Source organism: Metabacillus sediminilitoris (assembly GCF_009720625.1).
Classification (GTDB): domain Bacteria; phylum Bacillota; class Bacilli; order Bacillales; family Bacillaceae; genus Metabacillus; species Metabacillus sediminilitoris.
This window is the reverse complement of record NZ_CP046266.1, coordinates 163,633-176,698: the sequence shown is the minus strand read 5'-3', so window position 1 is coordinate 176,698 and position 13,066 is coordinate 163,633. Positions and strand designations below refer to the sequence as shown.

12 protein-coding genes and 1 rRNA gene are annotated in these 13,066 nt (G+C 37.1%); 6 read left to right on the top strand and 7 right to left on the bottom strand.

Annotated elements, in window-relative coordinates:
• Positions 1-150: 150 nt before the first annotated feature.
• Positions 151-1,700, bottom strand: a 16S ribosomal RNA gene (locus tag GMB29_RS00955).
• 249 nt (positions 1,701-1,949) lie between these two features.
• A complete protein-coding gene (locus GMB29_RS00950; protein ID WP_136357847.1) occupies positions 1,950-2,162 on the bottom strand; it encodes a hypothetical protein in 213 nt (70 codons plus the stop codon).
• Between the two features lie 122 nt (positions 2,163-2,284).
• On the opposite strand from GMB29_RS00950, the gene pdaB reads away from it, so the two are divergent.
• Entirely contained in the window at positions 2,285-3,049 is a 765-nt protein-coding gene (gene pdaB / locus GMB29_RS00945) for a polysaccharide deacetylase family sporulation protein PdaB (RefSeq protein ID WP_136357849.1), read from the top strand.
• Between the two features lie 85 nt (positions 3,050-3,134).
• Here pdaB and GMB29_RS00940 read toward each other — a convergent pair whose 3' ends face one another.
• Positions 3,135-3,740, bottom strand: a complete 606-nt coding sequence (locus GMB29_RS00940) for a KinB-signaling pathway activation protein (protein ID WP_136357852.1) — start codon at positions 3,738-3,740, stop codon at positions 3,135-3,137.
• Positions 3,741-3,888: 148 nt separating this feature from the next.
• On the opposite strand from GMB29_RS00940, the gene gerD reads away from it, so the two are divergent.
• Positions 3,889-4,524: a spore germination lipoprotein GerD gene (gerD, locus tag GMB29_RS00935; RefSeq protein ID WP_136357854.1), complete on the top strand. Its 636-nt coding sequence runs from the start codon at positions 3,889-3,891 to the stop codon at positions 4,522-4,524.
• Positions 4,525-4,569: 45 nt separating this feature from the next.
• On the opposite strand, the gene GMB29_RS00930 is transcribed toward gerD, so the two are convergent.
• The 3 genes from GMB29_RS00930 to GMB29_RS00920 form a co-directional block, all read right to left on the bottom strand.
• Positions 4,570-5,631, bottom strand: a complete 1,062-nt coding sequence (locus GMB29_RS00930; RefSeq protein WP_136357856.1) for an Mrp/NBP35 family ATP-binding protein — start codon at positions 5,629-5,631, stop codon at positions 4,570-4,572.
• Between the two features lie 91 nt (positions 5,632-5,722).
• Positions 5,723-6,436 (bottom strand): N-acetylmuramoyl-L-alanine amidase CwlD, encoded by a 714-nt coding sequence (gene cwlD, locus GMB29_RS00925; RefSeq protein ID WP_136357858.1) that lies wholly within the window; start codon positions 6,434-6,436, stop codon positions 5,723-5,725.
• Positions 6,437-6,519: 83 nt separating this feature from the next.
• Entirely contained in the window at positions 6,520-6,954 is a 435-nt protein-coding gene (locus GMB29_RS00920) for a DUF2521 family protein (protein WP_136357860.1), read from the bottom strand.
• 325 nt (positions 6,955-7,279) lie between these two features.
• On the opposite strand from GMB29_RS00920, the gene GMB29_RS00915 reads away from it, so the two are divergent.
• The 3 genes from GMB29_RS00915 to GMB29_RS00910 all read left to right on the top strand — a co-directional run bounded on the left by GMB29_RS00915 (position 7,280) and on the right by GMB29_RS00910 (position 10,946).
• Positions 7,280-8,701 (top strand): amino acid permease, encoded by a 1,422-nt coding sequence (locus GMB29_RS00915; RefSeq protein ID WP_136357862.1) that lies wholly within the window; start codon positions 7,280-7,282, stop codon positions 8,699-8,701.
• Between the two features lie 390 nt (positions 8,702-9,091).
• Positions 9,092-9,238 (top strand): CotH kinase family protein, encoded by a 147-nt coding sequence (locus tag GMB29_RS27880; RefSeq protein WP_168733954.1) that lies wholly within the window; start codon positions 9,092-9,094, stop codon positions 9,236-9,238.
• 700 nt (positions 9,239-9,938) lie between these two features.
• The gene (locus GMB29_RS00910; protein ID WP_319941454.1) at positions 9,939-10,946 is read left to right on the top strand and encodes a L,D-transpeptidase family protein; all 1,008 of its coding nucleotides are present in this window, start codon (positions 9,939-9,941) and stop codon (positions 10,944-10,946) included.
• A gap of 974 nt (positions 10,947-11,920) precedes the next feature.
• Here GMB29_RS00910 and GMB29_RS00905 read toward each other — a convergent pair.
• Positions 11,921-12,229 carry a phosphatase PAP2 family protein gene (locus GMB29_RS00905; protein WP_155443819.1) on the bottom strand — a complete coding sequence of 103 codons (309 nt, stop codon included), beginning with the start codon at positions 12,227-12,229 and terminating at the stop codon, positions 11,921-11,923.
• A 141-nt stretch (positions 12,230-12,370) separates the two neighbouring features.
• Here GMB29_RS00905 and GMB29_RS00900 point away from each other — a divergent pair, with 141 nt between their 5' ends.
• Positions 12,371-12,976 carry a site-specific integrase gene (locus tag GMB29_RS00900; RefSeq protein ID WP_227551444.1) on the top strand — a complete coding sequence of 202 codons (606 nt, stop codon included), beginning with the start codon at positions 12,371-12,373 and terminating at the stop codon, positions 12,974-12,976.
• Positions 12,977-13,066 lie beyond the last annotated feature (90 nt).

The following is a 13,066-nucleotide window of genomic DNA, read 5'->3' as shown; positions in this document are numbered from 1 at the left end:
TATCGTTATCTAGTTTTCAAGGAACATAAAGCACAGGACGTGCAAATGCTACAAGCATTTATACTCCTATGTTTTGTATCTTACATATAAGAAAGATCAGAATGATCTCTCAAAACTAAACAAAAACCAAGTGTGCCTCATTTTCCTTAGAAAGGAGGTGATCCAGCCGCACCTTCCGATACGGCTACCTTGTTACGACTTCACCCCAATCATCTGTCCCACCTTAGGCGGCTGGCTCCTTACGGTTACCCCACCGACTTCGGGTGTTACAAACTCTCGTGGTGTGACGGGCGGTGTGTACAAGGCCCGGGAACGTATTCACCGCGGCATGCTGATCCGCGATTACTAGCGATTCCGGCTTCATGCAGGCGAGTTGCAGCCTGCAATCCGAACTGAGAATGGTTTTATGGGATTGGCTTGACTTCGCAGTCTTGCAGCCCTTTGTACCATCCATTGTAGCACGTGTGTAGCCCAGGTCATAAGGGGCATGATGATTTGACGTCATCCCCACCTTCCTCCGGTTTGTCACCGGCAGTCACCTTAGAGTGCCCAACTAAATGCTGGCAACTAAGATCAAGGGTTGCGCTCGTTGCGGGACTTAACCCAACATCTCACGACACGAGCTGACGACAACCATGCACCACCTGTCACCACTGTCCCCGAAGGGAAAGGTATATCTCTATACCGGGCAGTGGGATGTCAAGACCTGGTAAGGTTCTTCGCGTTGCTTCGAATTAAACCACATGCTCCACCGCTTGTGCGGGCCCCCGTCAATTCCTTTGAGTTTCAGTCTTGCGACCGTACTCCCCAGGCGGAGTGCTTAATGCGTTTGCTGCAGCACTAAAGGGCGGAAACCCTCTAACACTTAGCACTCATCGTTTACGGCGTGGACTACCAGGGTATCTAATCCTGTTCGCTCCCCACGCTTTCGCGCCTCAGTGTCAGTTACAGACCAGAAAGTCGCCTTCGCCACTGGTGTTCCTCCAAATCTCTACGCATTTCACCGCTACACTTGGAATTCCACTTTCCTCTTCTGCACTCAAGTTCCCCAGTTTCCAATGACCCTCCACGGTTGAGCCGTGGGCTTTCACATCAGACTTAAGAAACCACCTGCGCGCGCTTTACGCCCAATAATTCCGGACAACGCTTGCCACCTACGTATTACCGCGGCTGCTGGCACGTAGTTAGCCGTGGCTTTCTGGTTAGGTACCGTCAAGGTACCAGCAGTTACTCTGGTACTTGTTCTTCCCTAACAACAGAACTTTACGACCCGAAGGCCTTCATCGTTCACGCGGCGTTGCTCCGTCAGACTTTCGTCCATTGCGGAAGATTCCCTACTGCTGCCTCCCGTAGGAGTCTGGGCCGTGTCTCAGTCCCAGTGTGGCCGATCACCCTCTCAGGTCGGCTACGCATCGTCGCCTTGGTGAGCCGTTACCTCACCAACTAGCTAATGCGCCGCGGGTCCATCTGTAAGTGATAGCCGAAGCCATCTTTCAATGTCGAACCATGCGGTTCGACATGTTATCCGGTATTAGCTCCGGTTTCCCGGAGTTATCCCAATCTTACAGGCAGGTTACCCACGTGTTACTCACCCGTCCGCCGCTAATCTTTGGGAGCAAGCTCCCTCAGATTCGCTCGACTTGCATGTATTAGGCACGCCGCCAGCGTTCGTCCTGAGCCAGGATCAAACTCTCCAATAAAGAGTTGATGTAGCTCATAATTTTGTACTTTATAGTACGTTGTTTTGTTAATCGAAATTAACGTTGGCACGCTTGGTTTTGTTTAGTTTTCAAAGATCATTTTTTGTCGTTTCTCTCAGAAGCGACTTTATTAATTTAACACATCTCATCAGGTTCGTCAACTTCTTTTTAAAACTTTTTTTACATCAAGTTAACTAGTCGCTCATTGGCGACGGATATAAATATATCATTTTCTTATTTAAGGGTCAACTATAAATTATATTTTTTTTGATTATAGTTTGAAACCTTATTTATTAGACTCAAAAGGAGATCCTGTTTTTCTTTTAAAGCTCTCTCTTTTATCACATCACCTCTATCTATTCCTTCTACTTTACGTAATAAACTATTTACAATTGTCAGCTCATTTAATACAAGATCTTCTAATTCCCTCCGTTCCTTTTCACTAAACATATAATAAATCACTAAACCTAACTCCTTTCAACTGTCTTTTCCTCATTCTTTCTAATAAATTGCATTTCTAATCATTTTCAATAAAGTCCAAGCATAAACTTGTGACATGAGAAAGTTGGACGAGGAGGATCCTTATGAATCATTTTCATGTCATTCATATGAAAAAAATCAAACAGCTAGCGTTGATTATGATAGCTGCATTCTTTACTGCTGGAATTTTGTATGTAGAAAATGTATTAAATTACCCTGTTTTTTCTACTTCTGAAGGACCTAAAGCCATTTATCGAGGAGAGACGAAAAACAATGAAGTTGCATTAACCTTCGATATCAGCTGGGGAGATGTTAACGCCGAGCCTATCTTAGATACATTAAAAAAACAAAAAATCAATAATGCTACATTCTTTTTATCTGCTTCATGGGCAGAAAGACATCCAGATATAGTGAAGCGGATCGTTGATGAGGGACATCAAGTTGGCAGTATGGGATATGCTTATAAAAATTACACCGATCTGGAACCAAATGATATTAGAAGAGATTTATCTTTAGCAAATGAAGTATTTACTGAATTAGGAGTTAAAAATGTTACTTTGTTACGGCCACCAAGTGGGGGCTTTAACAAGGATGTCCTTAAAATTGCAGAAAAACAAGGGTATACCGTTGTTCATTATAGTATTGATTCAGACGACTGGACAAATCCGGGTGTTGAAATAATTGTCAAAAATACAACATCATCTTTAAAAGGCGGGGATATCATCCTATTACATGCTTCTGATTCAGCTAAACAAACAAATAAAGCATTACCTGCTATCTTGAAAGAACTAAATAACAGAGGCTTGAAAAATGTAACTGTTGGCGATCTCATCGCTAATGCTGATGCAAAGTCCTCAGAAGTAAAATAGAATGGCGTACTCTTCTTTGCCTTAATAAAAAAACACTAGATGAATTAAACATTCAATTGATTAACATGTAAAAAGCTAGCATACGCTAGCTTTTCTTTGTTCCAATGAATTTAGGCAGCATCAGTAATTGATACGCATTACAAACCTGTAAGGGCACAAGCATAAGTAACAACCAATCGCTTTCATTTACTCTCAAAGCTGGAAACCATTCTATTGTTGTAACAACAATCATAAAAAACAGTGCAGGAATAAAAGCTTCTTTATTTGTACTTGATTTTTTAAAAAACGCAATAATAAGACCGACAATTAATATATATAATGCCAGTAAAACATAAGATACAATGGATTCATTTCCCTCAGCAAATAATTGAAAACGGAAATAAACTAAATCAAATATGACAAAAATAATTAAAATGATTTGTGCTAAATTCCATAACGAAACAGTACGGAATATACCTAAACCAAACCTATGTACAGTTAAATAAGCAAAATAGCCCATTTGACTAATAACACTAAATATTAACCCGACTCCAAAAAGCCAGAATAAAATAGATAGTATTTCTAGAATATCAAAGCTGCTAAATAGCTCTTTATATTCTGACCATTTAAAAGCAAATCCAATAATACTTGTGGTTACCCCACCTACAAGTAAAGTACTTAAAAATAAACGCACCCAATTTCGACTATTCACTACTTTATCCTCCATTTTGTTCCTACTACTGATTTTACCAATCCTTTAGTAAAAATGCCATATCAGAAGCATTTTCCTCGTATAAAATCTCTTATCTAATTCAAAATATAATTAGTAATACGTAAAGAAGAAAGGGGCTTGGATTAACATGAAGAGACACACGCTCCTAATGATATTAGGGATGGCGGTATTTGGTTTAATGTTTTCTGGATGTGCACCCCAAGAAGAATCCGGTGGACAAATTGATTATGAAGAAACAAAAAAAATGGTTGTTGATATATTAAAAACAGATGATGGAAAGAAAGCACTACAAGAAGTTATGAAAGACGAAGAAATGAAACAGGTACTCGTTATGGATCAAAAGATCATAACAGAAACAATTCAAAGTACATTAACCTCTGACAAAGGAACAAAGTTTTGGCAAAAAGTTTTTGAGGATCCGAAATTTGTTGAGAGTTTCGCAACAAGCTTACAAGAGGAACATGAAAAAGTTATAAAATCTTTAATGAAAGATCCAGAATATCAAAAATTGCTTATCGGAATTTTTCAAGATCCTGAAATGCAAAAAACGATGCAGACTTCCATTAAAAGTCAGGAGTTTAGAAAACACCTTCAAGATGTCATTCTGGAAACATTATCAAGTCCATTATATAAAGTTAAAATACAAGAAACATTATTAAAAGCTGCTGAAGAAGCTGGACAGCAGCAAAGCGGCGGGGAACAATCTTCTCAACAAGGAAGTGGTGGTGGTCAAGGTGGAGAACAAGGTGGAAGTGGTAGCTAATTTATAAAATTTCTCCTACTTAAAAAAGCGCCCTTAGGCGCTTTTTTATGCTTTTACAGGAATAAGATTTGTCACCTGTTTTCCGATCGATAGATAGATTTGACCGATTGGATGATCTTCACCATATACAGATGGTGCAAAATCCTCTTCATTCCAATCAGGCTGCTGTAATGGAATTTTCCCAATAAGGGGTACTCGGAGTTCTTCGGCAAGTTTTTCCCCGCCACCGCGACCAAAGATATACTCCTTCTCACCAGTCTTAGCACTTTCGAAATATGCCATATTTTCAATGACACCAATAATTTCATGATCTGTTTGTATAGCCATTGCCCCAGCTCTTGCAGCTACAAAAGCAGCAGTCGGGTGTGGTGTTGATACGATAATTTCTTTACATGCTGGCAGCATAGAGTGAATATCTAATGCCACATCACCTGTTCCTGGTGGTAAATCTAATAGTAAGTAATCAAGATCTCCCCATTCAACCTCATGGAAGAAATTTGTAAGCATTTTTCCTAACATTGGGCCCCGCCATATTACTGGTGCGTTGTCTTCAACAAAGAATCCCATTGAAATGACCTCCACGCCAAATCTTTCAACAGGAATAATTTTTTCGCCTCTAACAACTGGTCTTTTTGTAATTCCCATCATATCAGGTACACTAAAACCATAAATATCTGCATCAATAAGTCCTACTTTTTTCCCTAAACGTGCTAGAGCAACAGCAAGGTTAACCGAAACTGTTGATTTACCTACTCCACCTTTTCCACTTGCAATAGCAACAAATGTAGTCTTACTATTAGGTGATAATAAAGAATGTGATTCACTAGTAGATGAATCCTGATAGGCAGCAATCGTTTCTTGTGGAAGCTCATGGAACCGAATCCCTACCGATTCAGCACCCGCTTCTTTTACTGTGTCGACAATTTGCTGCTGTAACTTAAGTTGTTCAGCAGTGTTTGTTTTAGCAATACCAATTTTTAAACTAACATGTGATTTTTCCTCTTTTATTTTCACTTCTTTAATGGCGTTCAGCTCTTCTAACGTTATATGTAAAAAAGGATCCTGCAGTTGTCCTATTATTGTACGTAATTCTTGTTCTCGTAGCATATTAACCACCCTTAGCTGAATTCGTTTTCATTAGTATAACATAATTTAAAGGGTATTAAGAATATTTAGTCTTCAAATGTTTAGACTCATATTATTCAGGTGGGTTCTTTTCATTGGAGAAGTATCTTAAAATACCATTATAAATAGATGCCGCTACTTTCTCTTGATATTGTTCAGAATTTAGCAGCTTTTCCTCTTGAGGATTAGATAAAAATCCAACTTCTACTAACGCTCCTGGCTTTTCACTATTTTTAAGTAAATACACCCCATCAATTGGTTTTGCTACACGTTCAGTATTCTCAAGATTTCTCCGCAACTCATCTTGAATGTATTTTGCTACATCTTCATTTTCAATAAACCTTCCATTATAAAAGGTTTGTGCTCCGCTCCATCTCGCAGAAGGAATTGCATTCAAATGGATACTTAAAAACAAATCAGCTTCGGATTCATTAATTAATTTCACACGCTTTTTCAAATCCTCTGCTTTTCTTCTGCTGTAACCTGATGTATCTTCATCCGCTAAGTCTACATCCTCTTCTCGAGTTAATAGCACAAGCGCTCCTTGTTCTTGTAAATAATCTCTTAATAATAAGGTAATACTTAGTGAGATGTCCTTTTCTAGAGTATTGTTACCTACCGCCCCACCATCTGGACCGCCATGACCTGGATCAAGATAAATGACTTTTCCAGTAAGCGGGAGATTCCACGATTCCCAGGATTTATCATTTGTAAATTGCCACTGGAAAAGAATAAGCAACACGATAAAACCCACGGTAAAACCTAACCACTTAAATTTTTTCTTCATATTATTCCCTCCTGCTCGTCCCCTCTCTTCAATATATGGGACAATTAGGAGGAATATGATAAAGAAGTACAATAAGTCAATGATTAGTGGAGTCTCATTTTATATCGCTTTTCTCCTTTTATATAGCCTTGTTTCCACCATGATTGAATATAATATTCACAAACTAGAAACACCTCATCGAAAGAAATATCTTTTATATTCAATTTTCCCCAGTTTATGAAATAATCAAATAAGTCATCAACCAACCGCTTCTCTTCTATCCAGCACCTTCTATTCGCATCCTCCATCGACTCCCCATAAAATCCAAATCGGCTATACTTTGCACCTAATAAATAGGCTTCAATTGCAAAATCAATACACCCGTCCTCTATCATTTCTTTTTTCCCCTTTTCAAAAAAACCAAAACAATCCTCAAATCTCTTTTTTATATCTGTTAACGAAAGTTCACGGAGCATCTTTTTCTCATAAATTAATTCTTTTTGGTGCCTCTTCTGCTTTAAAGAAATAACATCATTCATCTACTAACCCCCTTATATGTATTGTTTATCTGTCGATCTATATCATTCGTGAAATCTCTTCCATTTTTTATTTCCCAGAAAATTTAAAAGTGTTTAGATTTATCTGCATGAATTATCTAAATATAGTTTTTATTTTTCTAAATATATTGATTTCAATTAATTCAGAATATATTATTACCTAATAAAGGTGCTTCTTCCACAGACCTTTAGAAAAAGAATATAGCAGTTTATTTATTAGTAAAATTTATACATAGAGTGTATAATCCTAGTATTTATTTCAGAAATAATTAAACCGCTTACACTTGGGCAAGGGGGGAGTTTTAACATGCAACAAAACAATCAATTAAAACGTGAATTGAAAAGCCGCCATGTATTTATGATTGCTTTAGGGGGAGTAATTGGGACAGGTCTTTTTCTTGGTTCTGGTTATACAATTGGTGAGGCTGGTCCTGGGGGAGCATTAATCGCTTATCTATTTGGCGGGTTTGTTATGTATTTGACAATGCTTTGTTTAGGAGAATTGGCAGTAAGACTCCCAGATGCAGGTTCTTATCAAACATATGCCACAAAGTACATTTCTCCATCTACGGGTTATATGATTGGCTGGATGTCCTGGTTAAACTGGGCTGTAACGATTGGCTTAGAATTAATTACCGTTAGTATCTTAATGAAACGATGGTTTCCTGATACACCTACTTGGATTTGGTGTGTGGTATTTGCTGTAATTTTATTCGCTATTAATGCTTCATCAACTAGAAGCTTTGCAGAAGTGGAATTTTGGTTTTCGAGTATTAAGGTTTTAACGATCATTGTTTTCATCATATTAGGTTTAGCAGCCATGTTTGGTTTGATTGAGATGAAAGGTAGCCATTCTGCACCACTGTTTTCAAATTATTTTGACCATGGTGGTCTATTTCCAAATGGATTGATTGCCATTCTAATCACAATGATTGGAGTTAATTATTCCTTCCAAGGAACAGAGCTTGTAGGTATTGCTGCGGGTGAAAGTGAAGATCCTGAGAAAAATATTCCTAAAGCAGTAAATAGTACTGTTTGGCGGATTCTCGTTTTCTTTGTTTTATCGATCTTTGTTGTTGCAGGTTTATTCCCTTGGAAAGAAGCCGGTCTATTAGAAAGTCCTTTTGTTGTTGTTTTTGACAAAATAGGAATCCCTTATGCAGCAGATATTATGAATTTTGTTATTATTACTGCTGTGTTATCTGTAGCAAACTCTGGTTTATATGCGACAACACGTATGCTTTGGTCGATGTCAAACAAAGGTATGATTCATCCGGTTTTCGGTAAGCTTTCAAAACGTGGTGTACCGTTAAATGCCCTTATTATTAGTATGGCAGTAGGATGTTTATCCTTACTCTCTGGAATATATGCAGAAGATACTGTTTACTTATGGCTTTTATCAATTGCTGGTTTCGGTGCTGTAGTTGTCTGGGCCTCTATCGCCCTATCTAACTTACTAGGAAGGAAGCAGTTTATTAAGGAAGGTGGTAAAGTAAGCGAGTTAAAGTTTAAAACACCGCTTTATCCACTGGTACCACTGCTATCGCTTTTCTTCAACACAGTGGTAATTGTTAGCCTTGCCTTTATACCAGAACAACGAATGGCTCTTTACTGTGGGATTCCATTTATGATAATGTGTTATGCTTACTATTACATAGCAGTTAAGAGGAAATCAAAAAACACAATTGTTAACACAATACCTGTTGAAGAAAAGAAAATAAGTATATAATTTTTGAATTAGAGTTTTATACTTTTCAATTAAAGAGCGTCCTTGCTGTAGATACTTGGTTCTTCTGCATTAAGGATGCTCTTTTTTGTGGATGAAATTTGAAGCATGTTTTAGTAATTTACAAAGCTCCTTTAGAATCGTTTACTATGGGGTATCAACGGAAATTAAACAATAATTTGGATATACAATACTCCTCATGAAGACTTTGCAGAAAAAATTTCAAATTGCCTGGCGGTAGTCAATTATCTTCACTGGTTGGCAGTTGCAGTCAATATCGAATCAGTCTTATTTGAAATTATTTCATGGGACTATGATACAACATTTGGCTGCGAATGGAATGGTGATCTTCATGACTTGGATTCCATTAGTACTGAGGGCAAAAATACATGAATCAAAAAGATTTTAGAAATACCTAACTTTAGAAAGCCGTACCGGGATTTGATGGAGAAACTTCTTGATACCCTTTTTACCACTGAATATCTCGAACCAATCATTACATCTTTCATTGAGTCCATCCGCTCCTATCTTTTCTTTTAAGACGCTGATCTAGCTGAACAATTTAATGCTGAAAAAGATTTGATGATTACATTTATAAAAGATAGAAATCAATACTTAAGGAACCATTTAAACTGCTTAAGCTAATACAAAAATTATTTAGAAGGAAACATGGGAGAAAATGTGTTGGAAGAAAGACATAGATAATAATATTAAATAATAATATTAAATAAAAGAGTGGTCGATCAATAGTAGCCACCTTTTATAAGACACTAAGTCAAAAGATGATAGACGAGATATCTCAATAAATTACACCTGTAAATAATAAAAAGATTCAAGCAAACAAACTTTCAAGTATGCTTAAAAAATGTATATTTACTCAAATAATCCTCTTGATCTTGTAAATATTCCTAAACAGTACAACGATACAGACTTCGAATGGAACTTTACTTACACACGCTACTGAATTCATCTATTCCCCCCTTTATGTATTATTTATCTGTTGATCTATACATTCGCGAATTCTCTTCAAATTACTAATACAATGGTCACCCTTTCACTTTTAGAAACAGACACCATTTCACAAGAAATTTAGATTTCGTAGCATTTAAATCATACACTTTACAGCAAAAAATATAAATTACCCTCACTAGATTTTTATTTTATTTGTTAATTTTTGGAAACACTTTCTCATTATCTTTCGTTTAACAAGTGAATACGACATCAAAGGGGGAAGGCAAGGTTGATAAAAAAATTATTTATTCTTTTAATTTTAGCATTTCTTGCATTTTTCAGTTTAGATTTACCCTCTAGTACTGCAGCAGGTAGCAAATTCATTATTATTAACAAAGCAAACAACCAGCTAGCTTACTATGAAAACAGTCAGTTGCAAAAAGTTTTTAAGGTGGGTACTGGGAGAAGTCAAACCTTAACACCAGAGGGCAAATTTAAAATCGTGAACAAAATCAAGAATCGGCCTTACTACAAAGGTAATATTCCAGGAGGTGACCCGCGTAATCCGCTTGGCAACAGATGGCTTGGATTAAATGCTAGAGGAACGTGGGGTACAACTTATGCCATTCATGGGAATAATAACCCGAATTCAATTGGCGGATATGTAAGCTCTGGATGTATACGAATGTACGATAATGAAGTCGAATGGTTATTTAATCAAGTACCAACCAATACAACAGTTATTATCACAGATTCTAATAAAACATTTGATTCCATTGCCGCAGCTAATGGATATAAAGTAACAGCGAGCTCAGGATCTCCTGAAGTGCCAGCTATATCTAATGGAAGCACTTTAAAAAGAGGCAGTAAAGGTACAGCCGTTCAAGAACTCCAGCGCAAACTTACTTCAATCGGTTTTAACACAAAAGGGCTAGATGGGATCTTCGGTGCAAATACAGAGCAGGCAGTCCGCCAATTCCAAAAATCTCGACGACTGTCAGTAGATGGGATTGTCGGTCCCTCAACAAGAAAAGCAATTTGGGGGATCTTAGGATCGAACCAAGCGAAACCTGTTACAGATGTACACAAAAGCAGTCCTCTTAAAACGGGGAGTCGAGGAAAAGAAGTAAAAGAGCTTCAACACATATTGACTGCTCATGGTTACAATACAAAGGGTATAGACGGGGTTTTCGGTCCTAATACAGCTCAGGCAGTTCGTCAATTTCAAAAAGCACAGGGTTTAGTAGTAGATGGGATTGTCGGTACTTCAACGAAAAAAGCTCTTGGACGTATCTAACATGAAAATGCTAGGTAGAAATTGATCTACCTAGCATTTTTTATGAATTCTCTCAATTAAAATCATGTACTTAGAGCCCGCCAAGTATCTGTATCGTCCTCATGCTGAACTTTGGTTAAGAGCAATTTTTTTTGAAATAATAAAGATCCCCAACCAAATCGGTTGAGAGCCTTCCAAACGCCAATAATGACCCGTACGAAGAACCGGAAGCTCCGGAGATTATTGTTGAAACTGACAAGTTCACTATAGAAGAATTTTCAGAGAAAATAATTAATATTTAAAAGAAAAGAAATAAATTTAGAGAGACACAGTATTTTCTCCAATAAAAATCCAACAGCACTTTTAGTTTATTAAGTATTCGATTTATAAGTAATTTTCTTTAGAATTGAATCCCTAACCAAATGTCGTGACAAGCATTAATTGTTTCTCACGACATTTGGTTAGATACAATTTCTATACTAGATGGTAATAATAAAAATAACTATATAAATCTCTTCTATTATCAGTTTTTATACCATTGGCATATTATTAGTAAGCAAAAAAATCTTGATTCTAAGGAATCTCAGGTACGAAAAAAAGTTGAAGAACCCCTGTACAATTCCTCGGTGGAATCTAATATTTTTTACCAAATTTTCTTACCGGATTTTTTACCATAACCTGGGCAGGTTGATTGTTATATCCATTTGGAATCTGTACTGGTCTGCCTTGAAACAACACCCGTGGCTTTGGAGTTTTTTTACATGAACACATTAAAAACACCTCGCTTTCTAAATTTATTATATGAAATGAATTTTCTTATGCTTGTACGAAATACACAAAAAAGGAGAAGGCTGATCTCAAAATGTCATATTTAAGGACAGTTTAGTCAGTCTTTTTGTTATTTAGAATAAATTCTCTATTTATATGTGATGCGAGTACTGGAATGGTAATTGTTGCAAATTTTCTTGCCCAATTTACACATGTAGCCATTTCTTTTATATGGTAATTTTCGTCCCGTCAAATTTTGTTAGGGAAAAGCCCTTAAAAATTCCATTGTATGTTGGCCTATAGGCCCTAAGAATACCTATAGCAACGGATTCCCCTAATTCCAGACCCGCAACTCCATCGGATCGCCAGTGAATAGCTGCTGTATCACGTCTATGTGCGATATTGGAGGCAAGTTTATTTAACTCTCCTCCTATTGTTAGTGCTTGACCTCCATAAAGGATTAATGCTGTGCCATCATTATTAGTAACTACAGGATCTGGAATAATGAACAATTCATTAAAGAAAGCTTTCAGCATAGTAACTCCTGCTCCAGTAATACATGCATGTCCTGCAGGGTATGCTGGTTGGGTAGGACAACCTTCCGGATAAGCTATCGGTAACAGGTACATACCATATTTAGTTTTTACATGACCATACCTAAACTGGCATTAGAATTAATGTCAGAACAAAATGCTGCTAATGAACGTAATTACTGGACAAAGGAAGAAATAAAAAATTTCCTATTCATTACTAAAAATGAATTATCTTTACGTGATCATGTTATTTTTCAACTATTAATTTATACTGGAGCACGAAAAGGTGAATTATTAGCTATTTCTTGGGAAGATATTGATTTTGAGGCTAGATCATTAAAATTGTGGAAAACACTTTTTCAAACTGACGGAAAGCATCTTCTTCAAACGCCTAAAACTAGGGATTCTAAGCGTTTAATCAGTTTAGATACCCAATCCCTTTCCCTATTAAAAAAGTGGCGTATAATCCAAATGGAGGAAAATTTAGCATTTGGAAGTAGGAATGCGAATAATAATATTATATTCACCAGACCAGACGGAACTCCATTGAGATTGGCTTATTTAAACGAGAAGCTCAACATATTAATTAAGCGACACAACCTTCACCCCATTACAATACATGGGTTACGACATACCCATGCTTCTCTGTTATTTGAGGCTGGAGCAAACATTAAAGAGGTTCAAGAACGATTGGGTCACTCAGATATTCAAATGACCATGAACGACTATACGCATGTCACAGTATATTGAGCTTTGAGTTGTGGTCATAGTGGTCAAAATGTAGTCAAAAGAAGCTTTCAGGCATAAAAAAGACCCCCGACCAATTTGGTTGAGAGCCTT